We start from the raw sequence: 24,015 nt of genomic DNA, 5'->3' as shown, positions 1-24,015 counted from the left end.
TTGATGGACCTTTCCATGACCGATTACCTTGCCCTCGCCCACCAACTCGCCGCGCAGATCCAACCCGGCGCCGCCGACCGCGACGCCGGCAGAATCCTGCCTTACGCGCAGCTCGACCTGATCCGCGAATCCGGCCTGGGCGCCGCCCGGGTACCCACTGAGCTGGGCGGCGGCGACGTCAGCCAACTGCAGGTGGCACAGATTTTCATCACCCTGGCCAAGGCCGATCCGAGTGTGGCCCAGGCGTTGTTTCCGCATTTCGCCACGGTCGAGCACCTGCGCCTGATCGCCAACTCCGACCAGCAGCGCGAGTACCTCGGTGCCTTTGCCGAGCGCCAGTTGTCATCTGGCGCGATTGCCGAACGCAGCGGCACCTTTCGCGGTGAAATCCACACGCGCCTGGAGCATCGCGGCGATCAACTGGTGCTCAATGGCAGCAAGTTCTACAGCACCGGTTGCCTGTTTGCCGACCTGCTGAAGATCCAGGCCGTGGACGAGGCCGGCAACGCGGTCTACGTGATGCTGCCCGCCGATACTGCGGGCATTACGCTGCTGGATGACTGGGACGGCATGGGCCAGCGCGTCACCGCCAGCGGCACGACCTTGCTGGAAAATGTGCCGGTGCGCCCGGAGCAGGTGATCCCGCTGGCGCAGTGGTATCAACGCCGCAACTATGTCGGCGCCAGTGCGCAATTGATCCACTGTGCCCTGGATGTCGGCATCGGACTGGCGGCCTTGGATGACGCGGTAGCGTGGGCGCGCACTGGCTCGCGGCCGGTGCGCGAAAGTGGCGTGGACCAGGCGCGCCACGACCCGTACATCCTGCACACCCTCGGCGATCTGGCCGCGCGCATCCATGGCGCCGAAGCGCTGGTGGAGAAAGCCGCCGGGGCGGTCGACCTGGCCGCGCGCACGCAGTTGCAGGGGTTGGCGCAGGGTGAGGAATTGGAAGCTATTTTGGTCAAGTCTTCGATTGCCGTGGCCGAAGCCAAAATCGCCTCAACCCGCGCCGCCCTCTTCGTGTGCGAACGCCTGTATGAAGTCGGCGGCGCCGCCACCACCCAGTCGCGCTACAACTTTGACCGCCACTGGCGCAATGCGCGCACCCACACCACCCATGACGCCCTGGCCTACAAGTACAAGGCGATTGGCGACTATTTGCTGAACGCGAAAGCACCGCCGATTGCGTTTACTTACTGAGCACTGGATATGTTGAAGCTACCGATTTCCCTGCTGCTTCTGTCCGGCTCCGTGTCGGCCGCCGAGCCTTGGGACGACCTGGACGCGCAGATTAGCCAGGCATTACCCGGCGTGATAGAGCTGCGCCACGCGATTCACCAACAACCCGAACTGGGCAATCGCGAGTTCCACACCGCCGAGCGCATCGCCCAACGCCTACGGGAACTGGGGCTGGAGGTGCAGACCGGCATCGCGCATACCGGTGTCATCGGCATTTTGCGTGGCGGCAAACCTGGCCCGGTGGTCGCGATTCGCGCCGAGCTGGACGCGCTGCCGCTCACCGAGGAAACCGGCTTGCCGTTCGCGTCGACAGTGCGCAGCAAGGATGAAGGCGCTGACTTTCGCAGCCGTGGCAAGGACGTCGGGGTGATGCACGCTTGCGGTCACGATGCGCATATGGCGATGGCGCTAGGGGTTGCCGAGGTGTTGGCGGCCCATCGCGAGCAGTTGCCGGGCACCCTCAAGCTGATCTTCCAACCGGCCGAAGAAGGGCCGCCGCTCGGCGAACAAGGCGGCGCGCAATTAATGATCAAGGACGGCGCGCTGCAAAATCCCGCGCCGGCGGTGATCTTCGGCATCCACGTAACTGCGGGTACGGCGGGGACTTTCACGCTCAGCCGGCAACGCACCACGGCGGCAGCCGACACCTTTGTCGCGCGCATCATCGGCCGCCAGACCCATGCGGCCTTCCCGTGGACCGGCATCGACCCTGTGCCCGTCGCCGCCCAGGTGATCCTGGCCTGGCAGACCATTCCCAGTCGCCAATCCAACCTCAGCCTGTTGCCGGCGCCGGTAATTTCCGTGGGCCGTATCGAAGCCGGTGACCGCCACAACATCATCCCCGCCGAAGTGCGCCTGGAAGGTTCGATTCGCACCGTCAGCGATGAACAACGTGAGGACGTGTTGCAGCGCATGACCCGCACCGCCGAGCACATCGCCGAAGCCTCGGGGGCCACCGCCAAGGTGGACTACCTGCCGGGCAATTACCGCGCCGGCTACAACAACACTGCATTGGTTGACCAGTTGATGCCGGTGCTGCAACAGGTGTCGACCACACCGGTGCGGATCGACAATGGCACTTACGGTGCCGATGACTTCGCCGAATACGCCCGCCAGGTTCCAGGGATTTTCATGCGTATGGGCGTGACACCGCCTGCGCTGGAGGGCAAAAACGTATGGCCTACCCATTCGCCGGGCTTCCAGGTGGATGACCCGAGCCTGGCGGTGGGGATCCGGGCGCTGAGTCGGATGACGTTGAGCTACATGATTGACGCTCCTCGGTCCTAGTGAAAAAACGGATCAGCCCCACTTCACAACCACGCGGACCTCTACCGACTCGGCACCTCGCTGCTCAAGCGAGAGCGACAGTAGCGCAGTGACTGTACCGATTTGCACCCTCTGCGACAGGCGCCGACAGGGTATTTATCTTGGTGAGGGCATATCCGCCTCATTGACCTAAGGTGTCGGCGGTGGCAGGCATGCCTATCATTGCAACCATCCAAAAATGGGTCATAAGCATATGAATTTATAATTAGTGGTTCATTCCTAAATTTCTGCTAGTTTAATTAGCGAAAGACGTCATTGTTCCTGCTGGCCAACAGAGCGGGTCATGTTTCACTGGATGAAAGTTGCACGCGGACTTCAAGGGATTAAAGTCTTCTCAGCATTCGCTACATGGCCACTGGGAAATCGCTGTATCTGTTGTAAGTCCATTAACATGGATTGATAAACGGTACCTGACATGACGGCTACGCTGAATTACTCGTTTTCAAAAATTGCGCCTACGGCGCCACAGCCCCTGGATATATTCGAGCTTAAAGAATCTAACGTTCGCTCTTATTGCCGGGACTTCACCGCCACCTTCCATACCGCCGAAGGCTCAACCTTGACCAGTGAGCAAGGCCAGGTATTCATCGATTTTTTCAGTGGTGCAGGAGCCTTGAACTACGGGCATAACAACCCAGTCTTGAAGGCAGCACTGCTCGATTACATCGGTAACAATGGCATCACCCATGGCTTGGATTTCAAGACCACTGCCAAGAAAGCCTTCCTCACAACGTTCGAAGAGCAGATCCTGGCACCGCGTAAACTGCACTACAAAGTGCAGTTTCCCGGCCCCACTGGCACCAACGCGGTGGAGGCCGCCATCAAACTGGCCCGCAAGTACACCGGGCGCCAGAATGTCGTGGCGTTTACAAACGCGTTCCATGGCATGTCCCTGGGCAGCCTCGCCCTGACCAGCAACCCGCGTAAACGCGCAGGGGCCGGCGTCAGTTTGAACAACGTGACGTTCATGCCCTATGACCGGTACTTCGGCGACGGTGTGGACACCTCGTTGTACCTGGCCAACATGCTGCGCAGCGGCAGCGGGGTCGACAAACCGGCGGCTATCGTACTAGAGACGGTGCAGGGCGAAGGCGGCGTGAACAGCGCTTCCGCCGCCTGGGTACGAGCCGTACAAGCCATCGCCCATGAGCATGACGTTCTGCTGATCATTGACGATATCCAGGCCGGCTGTGGTCGCACCGGCGAGTTCTTCAGCTTCGAAGCACTGGGTGTCACCCCGGATATCGTGACCTTATCCAAATCGATCAGCGGTTATGGCTTGCCCATGTCCCTCGTCTTGTTGGCTCCCCATCTGGATGTCTGGGAGCCGGGAGAGCACAACGGCACATTTCGGGGCAACAACCTGGCATTCGTCACGGGCAAGGCGGTGATCGATCACTACTGGAGCAACGCGGGTTTTACCCAGGTGCTCAGGGACAAGGCAGAACAGTTGCATCAGGGGTTGCAGGAGTTATCCCTGGGCTTTGCCGCCAAGGCACCTAACCGTCTCAAAGGGCGGGGGTTCTTCAGGGGCATAGAGTTTGACGACTCGGCCCTAGCGCAAAAAATTGCAGCGCAGGCCTATTCTGGCGGGCTCATCATTGAAACCTCCGGCATCGACAATCAGGTACTCAAGTTCCTCCCGGCGTTAACGATCAAACCCGTGCAGATCACCCAAGGCTTGCACATACTCAAGCAAGCCTTTGCCGAGGTGACCGCGCCATGAGCGATCCGATCATCACCCGGCACGCGTCCCTAGACGACGCTGCGGCCATCGCGACGTTGCTGGACAAATACCGCGAGTTCTATGGCGAAGCACCCGACCTGGCCCGCTCCCTGGCATTTATTCAACAGCGCTTCTTTCTGGGCGAGTCAATAATCATCGTTGCGCAAGTTAACAATGAAGTCATTGGGTTTACGCAACTCTTCCCCAGCTTTTCAAGTGTCACACTGGAGCGTCTGTGGATACTAAATGACTTATATGTCGAAGCCTCCAAACGCAGTACGGGGGTGGGCCTAGCGTTATTGAATGCTGCAAAAGCGTTCGCCCAGACAACCGGGGCCAAACAGTTATTTATTGAAGGCGCGGACGATAACCCTAAGGCACGCAACTTATACACGCGCTTCGGGTTTATCGAAAACACCGCGTACCACTATTACCATCTTCCATTGAAGCCAATCCAGGGATAGGAGCTTTTCCATGTCAGACACTGTTTTCGATATCGTGGGTATTGGTTTCGGCCCCTCAAACCTGGCGCTGGCTATAGGATTGGAAGAGTCAGCTTCTGCGCTGACCTATCGCTTTCTGGACGCCAAGCCAACGCCGGACTGGCAGGATGAAATGCTGCTCAGCGGCTCGGACATCCAGAACAACCCGTTGCGGGACCTGGTCACGCCGCGCAACCCGCGCAGCCGCTATGGCTTCGTCAATTACCTGAAAGAAACTGGCCGCCTGTTCGACTACCTCAACCTACCGCTGACATACCCGCTACGGCGCGAGTATGCGCAATACATCAAATGGGTTGCCGGGCATTTTCTCGGCAGTGTCGAATCCTCGGCGTTCGCCCAACGTGTCGAGCCGTTGCTGTTACAGGGCGAGCATGTATGGAAGGTCACCTATAACAATCAGCGGGTCATTTACGGGCGCAGCCTGGTATTGGGTACCGGGCGCACGGCGAACATCCCGGCGGTTTTCGACGGCCTGTCCGGCCCGCAGGTGTTCCACCTTAATCACTACCTTGAACGCATCAATAGGTTGCCATCGAACGTGCAGCGCATCGGTGTAGTCGGCTCCAGCCAAAGCGCCGTGGAGATTGTGCTCGACCTGACCGCCAGGTTTCCGGACAAGGAAATCTACTCGCTGCACCGCAGCTTCAGTTTCCGACTCAAGGACACCAGCCCGTTCAGCGACAAGGTGTATTTCCCGGAGTTCATCGACTACTACTTCAACCTGCCGCCAGAGGCCAAGGCGCGGGTGGATAAACAATTGCGAGGCACCAACTACAGCTCGGCTGATGAAGATGTGATCAATGCGCTGTACGTGCGCATCCATGAGGAAAAGTTGCAGGGTAAGCAGCGCATCCACATCCTCAACAATATTGCCATCGAGCAGGCGCAGGTTAATGCCTCAGGGCACGTGCAGTTGGCGCTCAAGGAGGTCAATCAACTCACGCACTCGACCCTTGAGCTGGATGCGCTGGTGCTTGCCACCGGGTTCAAGGACATTGCCGCCAAGGAAAATGGCGAGTTGTATCCGCCGTTACTGGCGTCTTATCACCGTCGGTTTCGCGCCGATGCGCACGGCGCGCTCGTGGTGAATCGCGATTACAGCCTGACCTCTTTGGATGATCTGCCCACGGTGTTCCTCAACGGTCTATGCGAAAGCTCCCATGGCCTGGGGGACGCCGGTTCGTTCAGCCTGATTTCGTTGCGGGTGGAGCACATTCTCTCGGCCCTAGAGGCACAGTTGGCGCAGGTCGAGGCTCCGGCGCACGCATTGGCCTGAATCAGCCCCGGTAGCAGCCCCGCGGGCTGCTGCTTCATACAAGGAGGTCACATGTTTACAGCAGCATTGATTTACATACTGGCGGTGATAAGCCCCGGGCCGAATTTCATCATCGTCAGCCGGTTCTCTTCATTAGGGTCGGTCACTACCGGCCTTGGTGCAACCTTGGGGATCTGCACCGTAGGCGTATTCTTCTCGACCATTTCCTTGCTGGGCCTGGCGGCATTGCTGCATCAGTACCCGGCCTTTTCCAAGGTCGCCACCCTGTGTGGTTCAGCGTACCTGCTGTACATCGCCTACAGCATCATCAAAAGCGTGCTGGCAAAAAACACCGGTACTGCCGAAAGCACCACACCTGGCGTCACCAGCTTCGCCAAGGCGTATCGCGTGGGGGTCATCACTAACATCAGCAACATGAAAACCATCGCCTTCATGATCAGCATCTACGCCGGCTTTCTTTCTTCGCCACGTACCGACCTCGAAAAGGTACTGGTGGTGATGTTGTGCTCTACCCTGGAAGTCATCTGGTACTCCCTGGTCTCGCTGCTCTTCGGCCAAGGCCCGATCAAGGCGCTGTTTCTCAAATACACCCGCCAGATCGATGTGGGATTGGCTGTATTTCTGGTGGCGTTCTCCCTCAACAACGCGATTCCCGTGTTGATTGCCAGTCGATGAGGCCGTGTCATGGAATGGAACGATCTGCTCAAGGACGTGAGCGCGCGCTTCAAATACCGCAGTTGGCTGCTGATCGACCTACCCCGCGATCGCTTACCACTGAACTGCCCAATACCGAACTTGTCGAGCAATTGCGAAGCCACCTTGATCCTCGACTGCGGCCTTGAAGATATCTTCCCCATCATCGATGCTTTGGGCCTGGGGGTAAGCTACGCAGCCTCGTTACAAGCGACAAGGCGCCGGATTGAAGCTTTAGTGGCAGCGCCACCGGAGGCGATGGCTTTTCACGATTTCAAATGGGCGTGTTGATACCGGTCCACGAAAAAGCCCCAGGTCAGCGAAAAGCCGGAATCGCCGGTCATTCCGGTAGGACTAAATCCAGCATAGCGGGATGTCGCCAAACAGCTGATTCCCGGGCGGCTGGTCCAAACGCTAAAACGGCCAATTTTCAGGGGTAAAACGTGTACGTAAAACGAGGTTTCCACACCTGCCTAGTTGCTATCAAGGACGAAAGATAAAGCCAGTTCGTTCACCGAGCGTCGTCGGGCAGCGACGGTACTGGCTGCTGGGCAAGCGTATTTAACAGGCATTGAGTAGAGCTTGCTGTTCAGTTTTAAGCGTTCCGTACCAGACTCGTCAAAACAGCCCCAAGCGGTTTGGAGTTGATACAGTTCCCACGTTTAACGCTGAGATGGATCTCATGTATTTATACCTCGTACGGCACGGGGAAACCTGGGCCAATGCCGAACAGCGCTACCTCGGTTCGCTTGATCCAGGGCTGATCGAATTGGGGCGGCAGCAGGCTGAAGCTCTCAGTCGAGATAATGGCGTGTTTCCGAGAACGGGATGTCGGGGTTTTTGAGGGTTTGACTCAAGCTGAGGCAAGAGCGTTGGCTAACTAGGATGAGATCTAATCGAATATGCCTAACACTCTCTCCAATACCGATTTCATGCAGCTTGCTCTTGCCCAAGGGCGTTTAGCCTTACCTGAGTGCCTTCCAAACCCGCCAGTAGGTTGCGTACTGGTACAGGACAACATGGTGATTAGCCAAGGCTATACGCAGGCACCGGGGTTCCATCACGCGGAAGCGATGGCGTTAAGCCGATTAACGAATGAATGCTCCGCAGTGACTGCTTTTGTCACGCTTGAGCCATGCTCCTTTCATGGTCGAACGCCGTCATGTGCTCTGGCACTGATAAACAGCGGAGTCGAGACAGTGTTTGTTGGGTTGCTTGATCCCGATCCGAGAAACTCGGGAGCAGGCATAAGGATGCTGCGCGATGCAGGCATTACAGTCATTGTCGGCTTATTGGCGGAGGAAGCTGCTGAGGACTTAGCTGATTTTTTGGTAAGCAAACCGCTTGGATCGTCGGATCGCAATGATCAGTAAATCGTTGACCCAAGTGCCGATCTAAAATTGACACACTTTACTTCGGCTTCAGCTTCTTGGCGCGCCTGCTTTCGGTGCGCGCAGGGGTTGATGTTTTCGGCCAATAGCTCGCGCGCTTCGTCACGACGCTCACGTGCGTGTTTCAGGCTAACGTCAGGATACGCCCCAAAGGACATGCGTTGCTGGCGCCCTTCCCAATAGTAGCGGAACAGCCACAGCTTACCGCCCGCTTTGGTCACCCAGAGGGATAGACCGTCGAAGTCGCCGAGGGTGTAGTTTTTACCAATAGTTCGAGCATGCCGAACGGTGAATTCTGAGAGAGGCATGGCGAGCTCCTGTTGGAGAGTCAACACCCGATGCTCGTCTGGAGGCCCGAGGGAGCCAGTTACAATACGGACTCGAACGGGCCCGTCTGTTGTACTTAATCCTGTCCTTGTTCGTACCGGATTACCCTGGTTTCCAGTGGTTTTCCGCAGAAACGAAAAAAGACGCCGAAGCGTCTATTTCGTGGACCCCAGCGTCCAGTGGACATCTGTGGATCAAATTTTGGAGCGGGAAACGAGACTCGCATCTGGCGTCCGACCCATTGAAATCTAAAGGGTTTCTTTTCTTGCCGGAGCAGGAAAAGACTCAATTCTGGACTTGTTTTTGGGGTGTATTAAGGGCCAAGAAAATGTGGTCTCGGACTATGCAATTTGATTGGACCCACCGCCAATTGGACGACAAGGAGCCTCACAACACCTGAACACATACTGACTGAGTGAAATCCGTACAGGACCTGCCAAAGAGAGACGATCCGGTCGTGGAGCTGCTGTATACCGTGCTCCTCGGAATTTAACATCCACGGCAACCTGCGTTGACCTTAACTCGCGATCAATAAAGGTGGCCGACTGCATGTACACATTCGTGAGCTTTACCTTTGCAGAACTGCTCGAGAAGGTTTGGGCGCTCAATGATCAGCTTTAAAGCTCATGAAAAATATAGTCGGACGACACTGAATTATCGAGCAGCACCCCAGACTGAGCTAGAGACTCTCGTCGCGCCTGACTGCTCGTCCGGACGCTCCAGGAAACTGCTCTTCCAGGCTCGAGCCCTTCGTCGTTGCGACTTATCGCGTCCATCAACTCATTCCTCTCAGGGAGGTACACAGCAAAGGCATCTTCTTTCCATGCCGCCACTGTCATATTCATGGACTCGCAAATAGACACCTTCGCCCTCGCATCAAGCCTGTCCGCAGTTTTAGACTGTTCAATTTGATCAGCCAAGCCCGTGGCAACTCCAGAGTCAGAAACAATAACATCCCCCGCCTCCAAAGTTTCCGGTAGGCAGACCTTATTTAGCGGGTCCAATACGATAAAAGGTGAGATTTCCATCGGATAAATGCGGCACACCAGAGGTCGCTCATGATAAATACCACACCGTTCCTGATCATCAAGATTTGGGCACTGGTCAAGCGCATTAGCGGCGAAGATTGCGATGATATTGATTTTTACACCACTACTATCCACCCGTGCAGAGCGTCCAATATTGTGGGCGCGCTTTTCAGGTTCTGTTTGCCAATAGGACTTGTCGAACGCCTCAAGAATCACTGCAACGTCGTGACCGCGCTGTAGCCACCGCCTGGACTCTTCCAAGGTCAATGGAATCAATCGCCCTTTGCAACAAACGCCGCAGCCATTGCACGCAAACGTACTGTCGTGTTTTTCATATGACATCCGAGAGGTTTTACTATTTACTACGACTGTCGAACAAGTTCATCCACTCAATGTGATTGCGCAGCCTATAACATGGAGGCAATAACAACGCCTACCGTCATCAGACCTTAAACTTGCCAACGAGTGTTTGGAGATGCACGCCAAGTCGAGCAAGCTCGATACTAGAAGCGGCAGTCTCCTCACTGGCAGCAGCAGTTTGTTCGGAAACCTCTCTCACATTCAACACACTAAGATTGATCTCATCTGCAACAGCGCTTTGCTGTTCCGATGCAGCAGCAATTTGCAAGTTCATGGACTCGACCGTAGCGACCAAACGGGTAATTTTAATGAGTGACGTACCCGTACGACGAGTGAGCTCGACGCTACTGCTGGTGAGCGCGCAACTTTTCTCCAAGGTATCTGCGACTTCCTGCGTTCGTCTATGCAGGCCACCAATCAGAGTCTCGATTTCCTCAGTGGAGGACTGAGTTCGCTGAGCCAAGCTGCGAACTTCATCAGCGACTACAGCGAAACCGCGCCCTGCCTCGCCGGCACGCGCTGCTTCAATGGCAGCGTTCAACGCTAACAGGTTAGTCTGCTGGGCCACTGACTTTATAACGTCCAGTACCGTTCCGATCTTGTCACTTTCTCGCTTAAGCTCAGCCATTGCATTCGTCGAGTGGCCAAATTCCAAGTCTAGATCAGTTATTTTTTCAATCGCCTGAGTGACTACTTTGTCGCTTTCACGAGCTTCATTGCCAGCGCTGAGCGCGGCAGTCGAAGCCTCCTCGGTACTGCGCGCAACTTCCTGCACGGTCGCAACCATCTCGTTCATTGCTTTCACGACCTGGTCAGTTTCAAACTTTTGACTGTTAACGCCAGCGCTGGTCTGCTCAGTGACGGCAGACAATTCTTCAGCCGCGCTAGAAATTTGTATGACACCATCGCGCAAATCACTCATCAGCTCTCGTAGGTTCAAAGTCATTTTTCGCAGACTGATTTGCAACTGTCCTAATTCATCACGTCGAGATATTTTGATGTCGTGACTTAAGTCGCCGTTGGCCACCAGCTCTGCACTCTGAAGTGCCTCTTTTAACGGACCAACGATCAAGTTAGTGATCAGCCATGCTGCTAAAAAACCCAGTACAAGTGCCAACGCCGTCATACCGACAAGCATCTGATTGGCGAAGTTAATTTCCTGATCGCGTTTGCTCGACTGATTTTTCGACAATTGCCCACTGGACTCAAGAATACTTTTTATATCCTCATCCAAGGCTATTTGAGCGCTATTAGAGCTCGCATCATTACGGGCCTCAATGGCGTGCACGAAGTCTTGAAAATGATTTCGATAGTTCTCAACTGAAGTATCCGCAACACTCACCCAGCGCTGATCGACATCGTCGGCAAATATAAATTTTAGTGCGTCTATTTTAAGATTCAAATCATCCATTACTTTAATAACAGCTTCAGCGCGAGCGGAATCTGGGCTGAGTGCGTACCTCAAGCGCGCATTGCGCATATCACGCGCCACTTCATTGAGCACGGAGATGTCAATCAACTTATTACTGCGCGCCGCCAACTTCTCAAACCCACTCCACCCTACGACTGCGGTCAGTACAGTTAGCGTGAGTACCAACAGAAAGCCCAAAGTCAATTTCGAACGGACGCTAATATCAACCAGTACTTGTGCAACCGAATTAATCATCTGCGCGAATCCCTTTTTTAAATACGATTAAAGGATGAGCCAGAACAGCCACTCCAGCCAACATCCATGTCCACTTTAACGGCCACAGCTGCGCCATTTATTATAAATAAATCATTTCACCTTCTACACAACTTATATTGACTTTATCCGTCACGCGATGTTCGGCCCACGTTATCAACGCGTAGCGCGCCCACTCTTTTGCGGTTTTTATGAATTTTTTGATCGTGTCGTACTATTTGATCTACAACACGACGATGATATGCGTGTTGCGATTCACCCATAAGGTGTATTTTTGGATTTCACTCTTCCACAAATGACACTTATCAATCTCTCGCTCGAAGTGTTAATACCTCATCGAGAACAGTCCTTCGGGAATTCTGCCTCTGTCAATCCAGATACATAGGCAACAGTGATAGGGATCATGATGCATTCCTGATAACAAAAAAAAGAAAAAAGATTAGACACGCAGTTCGCGCATCAAATCGCGCTCCAACGCAGCAGAAGCAGCAAGCAACCCACCTACCATTGCACCACTCACCCCGCCCATGGCCACGTCCTGGCCGCTGAACAACAACCCTTTCACCGGACTGTGTGCACGTGTCCACCGCTGAGCGTAACGATCCGGTGTCGGCGTGAACGACATAAAGTCACCATGACTACGCCCCAAGAAGTGGTTGAAGCTGATCGGTGTGGCTAACTCGCTATGAACGACGTGTCCGCGAGCCTTGGGATAAAAGCGATAGACCTGTTCTAGCATTTCCTCGGTCAGGCGAGCCTTTAGTTCCTCATAGGCATCGCCACGACGTTTCCATTGAGTGTCGGTGAAACGTTGCCAGAGGCTCCAATCGGTAAAACTGCAAATATCCATCGTGCAACGATCGGGATAACGCTCGGGCCAGGTCGGGTCTTTGGCGGACGGTTGGGAGATGAAATGCAGCGGCATGGGGCGGAGCTCGGAGTCGGCCAAATAGTGCTGCCAGTCTTCGTGCTGCCGAGCGCTTTGGTGAGTCCAGATATTGGCTGGCCCAACCTCAAGCGACGCATTGCTCGCGTCAAGGCCGAGATTTAGGACAACTGCAGGCAATGACGACTGCGCTGCCTCGGCAGTACGGCGCAATTCAGCCACGCTTTTATTGGTGTCCGGCAGTAGTCGTAGCGTCTGACGGATGCCAATTCCACTGATCACGAGGGGAGCCTCAATTATTTCGCCATCGGCCATCCTGACACCCAACGCACGGCCATTCCTTTCGACAACTTCAGTCACCTCAGCAGCGACCAGCACACGCCCTCCTGCCTCCGTGATGGTTTCAATCATTGCGTCCGCGATCACTTGCGCCCCCCCGATCGGGTAGCTGGCACCGTCCAGGTAATGTCGAATAACGGCGGCATGCGCAGCAAACGAGGCCTCGCTCGGCAAGGCAGCATAGTCACCAAAGTGACCGCACAGCACCGCAATCAGGGTTTCGTTGTCGGTGAGTTCGCGCAGTACATCAAGTGCGGTCCGGGATGCGTATGGCATGAATGTCGGTGCCACCTGATCGAACGCGGCGTCGGCCATTGCAGGTGGCAGTGCGCGCGCCCCCAGAAACACTGCCGCAGGGCGACTGACCTGCTTAACGAGGTCGATGTAGCGGTCAATAGCCAACGCCTCGGCGGGGAAGTACTCCTTCATCCGCGCTTTGAAAGCCTCCCCGCCCGCGTGGTATTCGAAGACCTCGTCACCCACGGCAATCCGGTTATAGATGTCGGGCATTTTTGCCCATTGGATTTTTTCGCGAGTAACCTTGGCAAACAATGAGGTCAGCGTTCCTGGTCGATGGACTTCACCGACATAGTGCAAACCCACATCCCACTCAAACCCGGGGCGCTTGAATACCTGGAGACAGCCGCCTGCGACAGCATGACGCTCCAGCACCAATACGCGCTTGCCGTCCAATGCCAATAGTGCGGCCGACGTCAGGCTGCCCGCTCCAGAGCCAATGACGATGGCGTCGAAACGTTGGTCGAGCGCTCCACTCGCGCGTGCTCGTTTGTAGCTTCTGTCATTATCGTTGATCATCTATCGCCGCTCTTGTTGGTGTTGTTATCGAGAAATGATGGATGCAGAGCACGCTATTCCGATGTGGACGATGCGTCTGTCAAGAACTTGAACTTTGGTGAGGCCCGAACAGATGACTTCCTCCGAGCACTACTTGGGCACCTGGCTCAGCACTGTTTGTGGAGACGCGTGGTTTTCCAGCTGTGATTCAGTTCTGCAGACAGCACTGCTCGCGCAGGCGCGAGCACGGCAGCTTGACTCGGGAGAAGCGTTGTATCGCCAGGGTGATCTGCCGACCCATGCCCTGTTCTGCGTTCTGCGAGGGGCGGTGTCCGTCGAGAATGCAGAGGCCGACGGAGCAGCCTCCTTACTGGTGTATCTCGAGCCCGGACATTGGTTTGGCGATGCCTGTCTGATTGACGGATTGGCACGGCACCACGATGCATTTGCAGATGGCCCTACCACGGTATTGACCCTCGAGCTCCAACCTTTCCTCGACTGGCTCAACGAGCATCCGAAGTACTGGCAGGACATTGCTCGACTGAGCGTCGCCAAACTGCGGGTTACTTATCAGGTCGTTGCCGAACGGGGCTCATTGCATAGGCGCCTGGCACGCCGACTCTGGCTCATGGCCCATGGTTTCGGCTCCCGCCCGCAGTCGCCTTCAATTGATCTAAGCGTCTCGCAAGAGCAGTTGGCCTACATGATGGGCAGCAGCCGGCAAAGCATAAATGCAGCTCTGCATGAGTTGGAGCTTGAGGGCTTTATCGCGCAACGCTACCGAGAGGTCGGCATCATTGATTTACCTGGCCTTTTGCTGCATGCCAATGGCGTAAAGTCTTGACTCGGGAGTGTCCTTCCGGAGCTATCATCGGGACGGCACCTCACCCACGACTGTGGTGCGGAGTATCTCTCCGCGAATGCCATGGTAGTCAGCCATCGGCATGTGTCGGATACTGCGTTTTCGCCTCTTCAAGCTTCAAGCCTTTATTCCCGAGGTGTCCGACGGGCTAACCAACAGGACCTTCTTTGCGGTTTCAGGATGATGGTTCAAACCTATAGCCGACAAAATCGGAAAGCGACGAATCAGAACAGTTTTGCATTGAGAAATGATGATTATAAGTCATCAAAAATGAGTAGCTGAATTTCACAAGTAAATACCAATCCAGCTCATTCTGATTTTACGACAGCGCACAGGTTCACGTGATAGCATTCTCACGTAGCGGACGTTCGATTCGCTGCAATGGCGACAAGGACGTCCGCTCGAGAAACGTGCCGGGTCACGGCGCGGTTACTACTCAAGTTAATCAAGGATCTGATTAATCATGGCCAAACCCTCAACCTTCTCTCCCTGCAAACTGGCCAGCGCTATCGTCGGTTCACTGTTGCTGTCCAGCCTACCCGCACATGCCGCCGACATTTGGCTGGATGCAGCCACGACTGGTTTCGCCACTCTGAACGGTGGTACCAAGGGTGGCTCCAGAGCGGCGGCAAATAACATCTATACGGTAAAAAATGCTGCAGAGTTCAAAGCCGCGCTCAAAGCAAGCGTGGGGAGCAACGGCCGTATCATCAAAATCACCGGGGTCATTGACATCAGCGAAGGCAAGCCTTATGTCAAAACCGATGATATGAAGGTACGAGCCCGACTGGATATTCCAGGCAAGACCACGATTGTCGGTATTGGCAGCAATGCAGAGATCCGTGAAGGGTACCTTTACGCCAAGGAAAACGACGTCATTATCCGTAACCTCACCATCGAAAACCCGTGGGACCCTGAGCCGAAATGGGCGCCTACAGATGGCAAGGCCGGTAACTGGAACTCAGAATACGACAGCCTGACCATCGAAAAAGCCAGCAACGTGTGGATCGACCATGTCACCTTCACCGATGGCCGCCGCACCGATGATCAGAACGGTACCGAAAATGGCCGGCCCAAGCAGCACCACGACGGCGCGCTGGACGTAAAAAAGGAGGCTAACTTCGTCACCATTTCGTATTCGGTATTCAAGTCCCATGAGAAGAACAACCTGATCGGTTCCAGTGACACGGACACCACCGATGACGGCAAGCTCAAGGTGACGATCCACAATACCTTATTCGAGAATATCTCCTCACGCGCCCCGCGCGTGCGCTTCGGCCAGGTGCACCTGTACAACAACTATCATGTGGGTAGCACCAGCGACAAAATCTATCCATATGTATACGCGCATGGTGTTGGCAAGGGCTCGAAAATCTTCTCCGAAAGGAACGCGTTCGAGATCAATGGCATCAGCGGTTGCGAAAAAATCGCCGGGGATTATGAAGGCAGCGTCTATCGCGACCAAGGCTCAATACTCAATGGCAGCGCGCTTACCTGCTCCTGGAGCCCGGATATCGGCTGGACCCCGCCTTACAGCTACACCCCACTGGCAGCAGACAAAGTGCCTGCCGACGTGAAGGCCAAGGCTGGCGCGGGTAAAATCTGAGGGAACGGTTCAAACCAGTAAATTTTAAGCCCTCGGCGACGAGGGCTTTTTTGCGTGTGAAACAGGTGGATGTTTTCTGCGATCACATACCGGGCGTCAGTTTCTATATCAGCCCGAATATCGATGAACGCCCTAACCGAGGGGCGCCTCTGGAGTGGGATGAGCGAGCCGTTGAGCCCACCGCCATTTCTCGCACAGTGGCAACGTTGTCTAAGACCGATTACAAACCGCTTCTAAATAATTCACACCACAAATGGATGAGTTCAACCCAATCAACCCATCTACCGCTTTTATAAGGCAGGATTTACGCTTCTTGGCACCTCCAAACCATGCGAAGAAAATCATGCACAAGTCTGCCTTCAATCCGGAAAACAGCGCTCTTCTTCTGATCGATCATCAGGTCGGCACGATCGGCTTCACCCATTCGCACGACATCAACCTGCTGATATCGAATACCTTGAAGCTCGCGAAGATCGCCGCAGCGATCGACCTGCCGACGGTTCTGACTTCCAGCCAGGAAACAAATTTTCAGGGCCCACTGCTTCAGCAGCTCCAGGACATCCTGCCCGTGCAATATGAAGCACGAATCAAGCGCGGCGGTATCGTCAACGCCATGCATGACGAAAACTTCGCCAGCGCTGTCCGCGCGACGGGGCGTAAGAAGCTGTTCGTGAGTGGCATTGCGACCGAAGTGTGCGTGCTCTACCCGGTACTCCAGCTTCTGGAGGAAGGCTATGAGGTGCAGGTCTCGGCTGACACCTCGGCGTCGCATACATTGTACGGTGACAATATCGCAATACGGCGCATGGAGCAGGCCGGCGCAATCATCACGACGGTCGACCAGATCATCGCGGAACTAGCGATCGATTGGACCAGCCCGACCGGTACTAAATTGATTCACATACTGGATTATTGATACTTGCCGCTGCCGGACCTATCGCCGGATAAGGCGGTGGTATTTCAATAACCGGGACCGGCTCATCCACGGCATGCATCAAAGAGATGAGCGTCGTGATCAGAATACGCGCCGATATCCAGTTCTTAGATAAATTTAAAACTCTCACTCTGGAGTGCATAACATGATAATAACTATCAAGCTGCGCGAGCAAACCAAGATGCCACACGACTCTGCGGACCACATCGTCGATATGTGGGATGTCTATCAAGGGGATATTCTCGTGGGTATTTATCACAAAGAAAGTGACGCTGTGAAATACAAGGAACTCCTCGAGCGCGGTGACCTAGATGAGCTGTTGCCCTCAAAACCATAATTTGCAGAATAAGAGCCTGGCTCAGCGCTAGGCTTTCAATGCTTGACATCATTTGTATCGATCACTATAAAATATGTCGCGTATGCCCCCCCTTTCCAAATATTCATCAGCGCTCTGCTGGTGTCTCCTGGTCCCTAGGGACCCTCTAAAGAATCCATCAGGTGCTGCTCAGGGAGAGTTCTGTCATGCCGCATTCATCCATTACCACCCGCCTGGACAGCGTGATAGAGCATGCACTTGCTCAACATCGTGTGGTGGGAACGGTGGTGCTCGTCAGCCGTGATGGCGAGTTGGTCTATCACCGCGCGGCCGGCCAAGCTGATCGCGAAGCCCGTATTGCGATGCGTGAGGACAGTATTTTTCGGCTTTCGTCCCTTACCAAGCCTCTGGTCTGCGCCGCAGTAATGAGCTTGGTCGAGGCAGGCCGCCTGGCATTGAATGCACCCGTGACGCGTTATCTACCGAACTTTCGACCGCGCTTGGTGGATGGCAGCGAACCCACCATTACCCTGCATCAGTTACTGACGCATACCAGCGGCTTGGGGTACAGATTCGGCTTGCCCGAGGGCAGCGAGTATCATCAACTGAACATTTCCGACGGGCTTGACCAGCCGGGCTTGAAGCTCGATGAAAACCTGGCTCGACTGAATGCGGCGTCGCTGCTGTTCGCTCCCGGCGAACGCTGGAATTATTCGTTGGCGATCGACGTATTGGGTGCTGTGCTCGAAAGGGTCGAAGGCGAATACCTGGGCGATATCCTGCAAAAACGCGTAACGGGCCCTCTGGGTCTGTCCGATACGGGGTTCGGGGTGAAGGATCTGTCCAGGTTGGTGAAGCCCTATGCGGATGGGGTACACGAACCTGTCGAACTGACCGACGCAATGGCGGTACCCCTGAATATTCCAGGCTTTCAAGGTGCTGTGACATTTGCACCCAGCCGGATCCTGGACCCGCACTCCTACCATTCTGGTGGCGCCGGCATGGCAGGTACTGCAGGTGACATGCTGTGCTTTCTGGAAACCCTGCGTACCGGCGGCGCCCCGCTACTTGAACCGGGGACGTTGCGTATGATGATGCAGGACCAGGTCGGGGCGCATACGCAGACCCAAGGGCCTGGCTGGGGCTTCGGCTATGGCTGGGCGGTACTCGCCGATGCCAGCCAGTCAGACTCACCTCAAGGCCAGGGCACGCTGCAATGGGGCGGCGTTTATGGACACTCCTGGTTCCTGGACCCCGCGAACAAATTGAGCGTCGTCGCGCTGACCAATACAGCGTTCGAAGGCATGTCGGGGGCGTTTCCAGTGGCCGTTCGTGATGCCGTGTATGGCCATAGCGCACACTGACCATCTGTAACACTGACTTGGATTCAAAGACAGCCCCTAGTCAGGTGCAAGCACATGCCGGGGGAACGGGCCGGAATCGCACTTACGTACCCAGCGCTTCCAACTCGCTCAGCAACGCAGGTGGGATGATCAACTCGGCCGCGCTCAAGTTCTCGCGCAGGTGTGCCACCGAGGACGTTCCCGGTATCAACAGAATGTTGGGTGAGCGTTGTAGCAGCCATGCCAATGCGACGCACAACGGTGAAGCCCCCATACGTGTCGCAACGCTCGACAGCCCTTGCGATTGCAACGGTGAGAAGCCACCCAGAGGAAAGAAAGGCACATAAGCAATGCCTTGTTGACCCAGCTGCAATCAGCGCTTCGTCTGGTGCAGTCCGGCCGTTATCAGAATGCCAGCGAAGTGATGCAAGAAGGTTTGCGCCTATTGGAACAGCGCATCGCCGAAGACACTGCCAAAATTGAGGCTCTGCGTCAGGCGACCTCAATCGGCATCATGGATCTTGAGCACGGGCGCTTTACTCAGTTGAAGGAAGGGGGTCTGGAGCAACACCTCGAGGACTTGAGCCTGGAGGCAACGATCCCCGCTAGAGAAAAATACTGAGCATGCCGCAGTATCGGATTCCAACGCGGCGCGCGCGCCGACATTGTCGACATACTCAGGCTCTCCCAGACGCAGTTCGGCGATCAAGCACGTCAGCGCTACCAGCGCTCTGATCCTCTCGGCGCTGCAAGCGATTGCCAACACGCCTTATCGCATTGGCAGCTACGACCGCGATGAGCTTGCACCGGGCCTTCGCAGCTATCACCTCATCTATTCACGCCAGCAGTCCAAACAAACCCATGGAGCGGTCAAAAGCCCGTGCCATATCGTGTTCTATCGTGTAGTAAACGACGACGTGATCGAGGTCGTCCGACTCCTTCATGACGCCATGGAAGCGCAACTGCACCTGCCCAACGACTGATCACCGCCGTGGCGGTAAGAATCAAACAAAGACTTTTCTTTGGACGAAAAAAATGGACCTCTTTTCAGAGATCCATTTTTTAATGATTGGAGCGGGAACCGAGACGTGCATCGGCCAACTAACTATTTGATTTTTATGTATTTTATTACGGTGATGTGGAAATACTCGATGGTGTACTTGTTATGTCGGCTTCAAGCGCAAACAGATGAGCACTTAAACCGTACAGCAAGGGTTTCTCTCCTACCTAACCGGGCAATCAGGCTGAATTGGCAGGATCAATCACTGCACAATGTTATTGACATATTGTAATACAATTAACTAAATTCCAACCTGCATTCATTGACTTAGCGCGCGGCGTTTATTTTTGCAGGTGACCTGCCCCTTTCGAACCCTGACTGACTGCTGCCATCGCGATGAGTGCGAAATCATTCACCTTAAAAAAAGAAGAACGTGATGAAAAATGACCGCACTGCAATGAGTAAAAAGGCACTTGGGTTGAGCTTGTGCATGACAGCAGCCTTATGCAGTGGGGGACGGGTTTACGCTCAAACCCCACCCTCTCCACCCGCTCAGCATCGGCTTGCGATGGCGCCGCTGCCAGTCGTTAAAACCTTGCGCGTCTATGTGCTCGATTGTGGGCAGTTGATTTACAACCACCCGGAGTCGTACAACCTGACGCGTGAAGAGGTGGTCGATACCAACATGCCTGTCACCTGCTATCTGGTGATACACCCCAAAGGTGTTTTGTTGTTCGACACTGGACTATCCGACCGCTTGATCGGACGCCCGGTTTATGAAAATGCGATCGATGGCTATGGGCAAATCGTCACCAAAACACTGCTCAGCCAGTTGGCCGACATTGGGGTCGCACCTTCGGACATCAACTACCTCGCGCTTTCACATTCGCATTTCGATCACGTGGGTAACATCAGCGAATTTCCGAGCGCAACGTGGCTTACCTCCAAAGCAGAGCAGGACTTCATGTTCACTGCACAGGCCACCCCTGAAAACGCAGCGTCTTTTACCTCACTTAAACACAACCCACAGCAGTTGTTTAAGGGCGACCACGATGTCTTCGGCGATGGTTCAGTCATTTTGAAACAAACCCCGGGCCATACCCCCGGCCACCAATCGCTGTACGTGAAGCTCAAGCAATACGGCGGAGTCTTGATCTCCGGCGACCTTTATCACTACCCCGAAGAACGTACGAAGAACCGCATGCCTGATAAGGAAAAGCATGCCGGCACGCCTGAATCGCGACAGGCCATGGAAGATTTTCTCAAGCAGACCCACTCGCAATTGTGGATCGGTCACAGCACTGAGTTCGTGCGTAACGCGCTGAAATCGCCTGCTTGGTACGACTAAGCAATCGCGCCACACAGCGAGGGCCACTGCGGGTATTGGCCCTCGTCCTACGCGCTCGTCAGGTACGAAAACGCCGGACCAGGCTGTCCAGCTCCGCGGACAATCCAGCCAAGCCTGATGAGTTCAATCGCGCCGATTCAGCCAACTCTGCGACACGTTGCGCATCGCCATGGATCTGACTGATATGCAGATTGATGCCTTCGGCGACTTGATGCTGCTCCTCAGCTGCCGTGGCGATTTGAGTGTTCATGTCTCGAATCACATCTACAGAATCGCGAATCAGGCCGAAGCTGGTACGCGCCACGCCGATTCGGCTAACCGACTGTTGCGAGACATCCAGACTGGCACGCATTTGGTCCGTGACAAGGCCCGTACGCTTGGCCAAGGTGCCCAGCAGGCCGTCGATCTCGGCGGTGGAGTCGGCCGTGCGTTTGGCCAGCGCCCGGACCTCATCGGCGACCACGGCAAACCCGCGGCCCTGCTCGCCAGCACGTGCAGCCTCAATGGCGGCGTTCAGTGCCAGCAGGTTGGTTTGCTCGGCGATTGAGCGAATGGTGCCGAGGATCGACTGGATATCGTTGCTGTCACGTTCCAGTTGTTGCATTGACTCGGCGGACTTCTCGATTTCATGACTCAGTTGGTCAACGCTGCTGACCGCCGAATCAATCTGCTGCTGACCCTCGCGTGCTTTTGTCCAGCCGCTGTCGGCTGACTCGGCGGCCTGACTGCAGGCACGCGCAATCTCGTTGGCGGTGGCCACCATTTCATGGAAGGCGGTGGAAACCATATCCACGGCCTCTCGCTGGCGCCCTGCAACCTCAGCCATGTCGCTGGATACCTGCGTGGCAGCGTTGGATGTGGTCAGAATGTTATGTGCAGCCTGGCCGATGCTGCTGATCATGCTGCGGATCGCCGCCAGGAATTGGTTGAACCAGTTGGCCAACTGCGCCGTTTCATCTTTGCCGCGCACGTGAAGGCTTTGCGTCAGATCGCCGTCGCCTTCGGCGATGCCTTGCAAGCCGCTGGCGACGCTGCGGATCGGTCTTACGATCAAGCCAGCGAAGCTCGCGCCCACCAGGGCAAATACCAGCGCCAGCACGCCCGCAATGATCGCAATCACCCACGCCAAGTGGGTCGCAGAGCTCATCACCTCCTGCTGTTTGATCAGGCCCACAAAGCTCCAACCCAATTGGCTGGAGGGCCAGACGTTGGCCATATAACGTTCACCGTTGAGCTCAACTTCAAACGCGCTTTTCCGGGCGTTGGCCAACTGTTCATAGCCGCCGCCGATCGCTGTAAGCGTCTTGAAGTTATGCGCAGGTTGCTTAGGGTCAACCAACACCTTGCCGTCGCGCTCGACCAGCATCAGGTAACCACTCTCGCCGAGTTTGATGTGTTTGATGATTTCGGTGAGTTGCTGCAACGACACATCGATACTGATCACGCCGCTGTTGCTACCCAGTTGGGTATCGATGCTGCGCACAACGCTGACATACACCGCATCTTTAGGCGCGTAGTAGTAAGCATCGGTACGCAGGGTCTTGCCTGGACTGCTCAACGCAGACTTATACCAAGGCCGCTCGCGGGGGTCGTAATTGGCCCGGTTCGGGTTGTCGGGCCAGGACACAAAACCGCCGGTGCTGTTACCGAAAATGATGTTGGAATACGCCGAATGGCTATTGGCCAAGTGCGCATAAAAATCAAAGATCTGCTTATCCAGCACGCCTTGCGCAATGCTGGGAGCGTTGGCGCCACTGTAGTTTTTCAGGCTGCCGTCAGCGTTGCGCAATAACGGCTGAGAGGCGAGGTAGTCGACGTTCTGGCGAATACTTTCGAAGTACAACTGCATCGCCGTTTCAACCTGGCGTATTTCCCGATTACTGCCCTCGATAAAATCATCGCGGGCGGCGTTGCGCAAATCCATGACCACCAGTGTCGCAATCAGGCAGACAGGCAAGCAGGCGATCACAACAAACGCCCAGGTCAACTTCTGTTTGACGTTCATCTGCACTCCAGAATGTTATCGAGTCATTTTTATAAGAGGATTGCGTAGAACGAGGTGGCCTTGAGTCAGGCGGCGACTTGGTTACGCGCGGGTTGGACAGTAGCGAGCAGCCGCCAGGAATAAAAACAATAAGATTTACTGGTTCATATAAATAATATTGATCAGACACCGACAGCCAAGGCCGTCAGGAATCACCGATATGTGGGGTGCTCATGGAGCACGCAGATCGAGCCTTCCGACGCGCCAGCAAGCGGTGGATAGCGATTCATCACCAAGGGATCATGCCCCGGGACAATATGATGCTCGGAATCGGCCAACGATCTGATTCGGGCCCAGCCACTGCGCATATCGTCCACATTGAAGACGATCGGGAATGGACGGTCCTCGATAAAATTGCGGTAGTAGTGGCTGGCGTCGGAGGCCAGTACCACCCAGCCTCGGCGGGTAAAAATGCGCACCACTTGCAAACCCATGGTATGCCCTCCCACCAGGTGCACGGAAAGGCCGGGCGTCAACGTGGCGTCACCGTCATGGAACTGCACACGCCCGCGGTAGACCTCGCGGACCATCCCGACCACATTCTCGACGTCATAGGCCTCGTGTGCACACGTGTGCGCCATGTGCCGTCCGGTTGCGAACAGCATCTCATGGTCTTGAAGATGATAAGTGGCCGATGGGAACAGGTCGAAGTTGCCCACATGATCGTAATGCAGGTGGGTAATGATCACGTTGTCGACAGCGGCCGCATCAATACCGAGCATCCGCAACGATTCAGCCGGGCAACGAATGAAGTCTCGCCCACGCTGGCGGGCCGTGGCCTGGTTGAAGCCGGTATCAATCACCCAAGTGCCGGTGCTGTTGGTCGCGACCCAGATAAAGTAATCCATGGGCATCGGCCCATCGTGCGGGTCGCCGCCGAGGAAGTTCGAGGAGGCGGTGCGCCGATGCTCGGCATATTTCACCGCGAACACGTCAAAAGGCTCAATCGCGGGGGCGATGTTCATGGTTCGGATACCCAGCAGTTGGAC

22 protein-coding genes and 2 pseudogenes are annotated in these 24,015 nt (G+C 55.4%); 17 read left to right on the top strand and 7 right to left on the bottom strand.

What is annotated here, in order from left to right; genetic code table 11:
• The first annotated feature begins 15 nt into the window (after window positions 1-15).
• The 9 genes from AC3ZU9_RS12165 to AC3ZU9_RS12125 all read left to right on the top strand — a co-directional run bounded on the left by AC3ZU9_RS12165 (window position 16) and on the right by AC3ZU9_RS12125 (window position 8,136).
• Window positions 16-1,200, top strand: a complete 1,185-nt coding sequence (locus AC3ZU9_RS12165; protein ID WP_122811081.1) for an acyl-CoA dehydrogenase family protein — start codon at window positions 16-18, stop codon at window positions 1,198-1,200.
• Between the two features lie 9 nt (window positions 1,201-1,209).
• Window positions 1,210-2,526, top strand: a complete 1,317-nt coding sequence (locus AC3ZU9_RS12160; protein ID WP_490090784.1) for an amidohydrolase — start codon at window positions 1,210-1,212, stop codon at window positions 2,524-2,526.
• A gap of 511 nt (window positions 2,527-3,037) precedes the next feature.
• Window positions 3,038-4,291, top strand: coding sequence for a diaminobutyrate--2-oxoglutarate transaminase (gene ectB / locus AC3ZU9_RS12155; RefSeq protein ID WP_490090798.1), 1,254 nt, complete (start codon window positions 3,038-3,040; stop codon window positions 4,289-4,291).
• A complete protein-coding gene (locus AC3ZU9_RS12150; protein ID WP_122811084.1) occupies window positions 4,288-4,755 on the top strand; it encodes a GNAT family N-acetyltransferase in 468 nt (155 codons plus the stop codon). Before ectB ends, AC3ZU9_RS12150 begins: the two co-directional genes overlap by 4 nt.
• Window positions 4,756-4,765: 10 nt before the next feature.
• Complete coding sequence (locus AC3ZU9_RS12145; RefSeq protein WP_490090783.1) at window positions 4,766-6,070, top strand: SidA/IucD/PvdA family monooxygenase; 1,305 nt, start codon at window positions 4,766-4,768, stop codon at window positions 6,068-6,070.
• A gap of 51 nt (window positions 6,071-6,121) precedes the next feature.
• Window positions 6,122-6,745, top strand: a complete 624-nt coding sequence (locus tag AC3ZU9_RS12140; RefSeq protein WP_012723429.1) for a LysE family translocator — start codon at window positions 6,122-6,124, stop codon at window positions 6,743-6,745.
• A gap of 9 nt (window positions 6,746-6,754) precedes the next feature.
• Entirely contained in the window at window positions 6,755-7,054 is a 300-nt protein-coding gene (locus AC3ZU9_RS12135) for a hypothetical protein (RefSeq protein ID WP_122811086.1), read from the top strand.
• 382 nt (window positions 7,055-7,436) lie between these two features.
• Window positions 7,437-7,607: a histidine phosphatase family protein gene (locus AC3ZU9_RS12130; RefSeq protein WP_318185188.1), complete on the top strand. Its 171-nt coding sequence runs from the start codon at window positions 7,437-7,439 to the stop codon at window positions 7,605-7,607.
• Window positions 7,608-7,665: 58 nt separating this feature from the next.
• Complete coding sequence (locus tag AC3ZU9_RS12125) at window positions 7,666-8,136, top strand: bifunctional diaminohydroxyphosphoribosylaminopyrimidine deaminase/5-amino-6-(5-phosphoribosylamino)uracil reductase RibD (RefSeq protein ID WP_093545050.1); 471 nt, start codon at window positions 7,666-7,668, stop codon at window positions 8,134-8,136.
• Here AC3ZU9_RS12125 and AC3ZU9_RS12120 read toward each other — a convergent pair.
• The 4 genes from AC3ZU9_RS12120 to AC3ZU9_RS12105 form a co-directional block, all read right to left on the bottom strand.
• The gene (locus tag AC3ZU9_RS12120) at window positions 8,130-8,462 is read right to left on the bottom strand and encodes an Arm DNA-binding domain-containing protein (RefSeq protein ID WP_093545047.1); all 333 of its coding nucleotides are present in this window, start codon (window positions 8,460-8,462) and stop codon (window positions 8,130-8,132) included. The two genes, AC3ZU9_RS12125 and AC3ZU9_RS12120, sit on opposite strands and share 7 nt — an antisense overlap.
• Window positions 8,463-9,098: 636 nt before the next feature.
• Window positions 9,099-9,776, bottom strand: a complete 678-nt coding sequence (locus tag AC3ZU9_RS12115) for a YkgJ family cysteine cluster protein (protein WP_490090782.1) — start codon at window positions 9,774-9,776, stop codon at window positions 9,099-9,101.
• 175 nt (window positions 9,777-9,951) lie between these two features.
• Entirely contained in the window at window positions 9,952-11,535 is a 1,584-nt protein-coding gene (locus AC3ZU9_RS12110) for a methyl-accepting chemotaxis protein (protein WP_490090781.1), read from the bottom strand.
• Between the two features lie 457 nt (window positions 11,536-11,992).
• Window positions 11,993-13,594 carry a phytoene desaturase family protein gene (locus AC3ZU9_RS12105; protein ID WP_490090780.1) on the bottom strand — a complete coding sequence of 534 codons (1,602 nt, stop codon included), beginning with the start codon at window positions 13,592-13,594 and terminating at the stop codon, window positions 11,993-11,995.
• Window positions 13,595-13,706: 112 nt separating this feature from the next.
• Between AC3ZU9_RS12105 and AC3ZU9_RS12100 the strand changes: the two genes are divergently transcribed.
• The 5 genes from AC3ZU9_RS12100 (at window position 13,707) to AC3ZU9_RS12080 (ending at window position 18,655) form a co-directional block, all read left to right on the top strand.
• Window positions 13,707-14,417: a Crp/Fnr family transcriptional regulator gene (locus tag AC3ZU9_RS12100; protein WP_490090779.1), complete on the top strand. Its 711-nt coding sequence runs from the start codon at window positions 13,707-13,709 to the stop codon at window positions 14,415-14,417.
• A gap of 481 nt (window positions 14,418-14,898) precedes the next feature.
• On the top strand, window positions 14,899-16,041 hold the full coding sequence (locus AC3ZU9_RS12095; RefSeq protein WP_490090778.1) for a pectate lyase family protein: 1,143 nt from the start codon (window positions 14,899-14,901) through the stop codon (window positions 16,039-16,041).
• A gap of 343 nt (window positions 16,042-16,384) precedes the next feature.
• Entirely contained in the window at window positions 16,385-16,957 is a 573-nt protein-coding gene (locus tag AC3ZU9_RS12090) for an isochorismatase family protein (protein WP_490090777.1), read from the top strand.
• Between the two features lie 163 nt (window positions 16,958-17,120).
• Complete coding sequence (locus AC3ZU9_RS12085) at window positions 17,121-17,312, top strand: hypothetical protein (RefSeq protein ID WP_490090776.1); 192 nt, start codon at window positions 17,121-17,123, stop codon at window positions 17,310-17,312.
• A gap of 185 nt (window positions 17,313-17,497) precedes the next feature.
• The gene (locus AC3ZU9_RS12080; RefSeq protein WP_490090775.1) at window positions 17,498-18,655 is read left to right on the top strand and encodes a serine hydrolase domain-containing protein; all 1,158 of its coding nucleotides are present in this window, start codon (window positions 17,498-17,500) and stop codon (window positions 18,653-18,655) included.
• 82 nt (window positions 18,656-18,737) lie between these two features.
• On the opposite strand, the pseudogene AC3ZU9_RS12075 reads toward AC3ZU9_RS12080, so the two are convergent.
• Window positions 18,738-19,004: pseudogene (locus AC3ZU9_RS12075) on the bottom strand (aldo/keto reductase); the annotation flags it as partial.
• A 54-nt stretch (window positions 19,005-19,058) separates the two neighbouring features.
• Here AC3ZU9_RS12075 and AC3ZU9_RS12070 point away from each other — a divergent pair.
• The 3 genes and pseudogenes from AC3ZU9_RS12070 to AC3ZU9_RS12060 all read left to right on the top strand — a co-directional run bounded on the left by AC3ZU9_RS12070 (window position 19,059) and on the right by AC3ZU9_RS12060 (window position 20,982).
• Entirely contained in the window at window positions 19,059-19,256 is a 198-nt protein-coding gene (locus AC3ZU9_RS12070) for a hypothetical protein (RefSeq protein WP_490090797.1), read from the top strand.
• Window positions 19,257-19,258: 2 nt separating this feature from the next.
• A pseudogene (locus AC3ZU9_RS12065) lies at window positions 19,259-19,617 on the top strand (type II toxin-antitoxin system RelE/ParE family toxin).
• Between the two features lie 453 nt (window positions 19,618-20,070).
• Complete coding sequence (locus AC3ZU9_RS12060) at window positions 20,071-20,982, top strand: N-acyl homoserine lactonase family protein (RefSeq protein ID WP_490090774.1); 912 nt, start codon at window positions 20,071-20,073, stop codon at window positions 20,980-20,982.
• 58 nt (window positions 20,983-21,040) lie between these two features.
• Here the strand turns inward: AC3ZU9_RS12060 and AC3ZU9_RS12055 are convergent, their stop codons facing one another.
• Complete coding sequence (locus AC3ZU9_RS12055; protein WP_490090773.1) at window positions 21,041-22,987, bottom strand: methyl-accepting chemotaxis protein; 1,947 nt, start codon at window positions 22,985-22,987, stop codon at window positions 21,041-21,043.
• Window positions 22,988-23,178: 191 nt separating this feature from the next.
• Window positions 23,179-23,991, bottom strand: a complete 813-nt coding sequence (locus AC3ZU9_RS12050; protein WP_490090772.1) for an N-acyl homoserine lactonase family protein — start codon at window positions 23,989-23,991, stop codon at window positions 23,179-23,181.
• Between the last annotated feature and the right edge of the window lie 24 nt (window positions 23,992-24,015).

Source organism: Pseudomonas sp. A39, assembly GCF_058145955.1.
The sequence above is the reverse complement of the archived record's forward strand: the minus strand, read 5'-3'. Positions and strand labels throughout refer to the sequence as shown.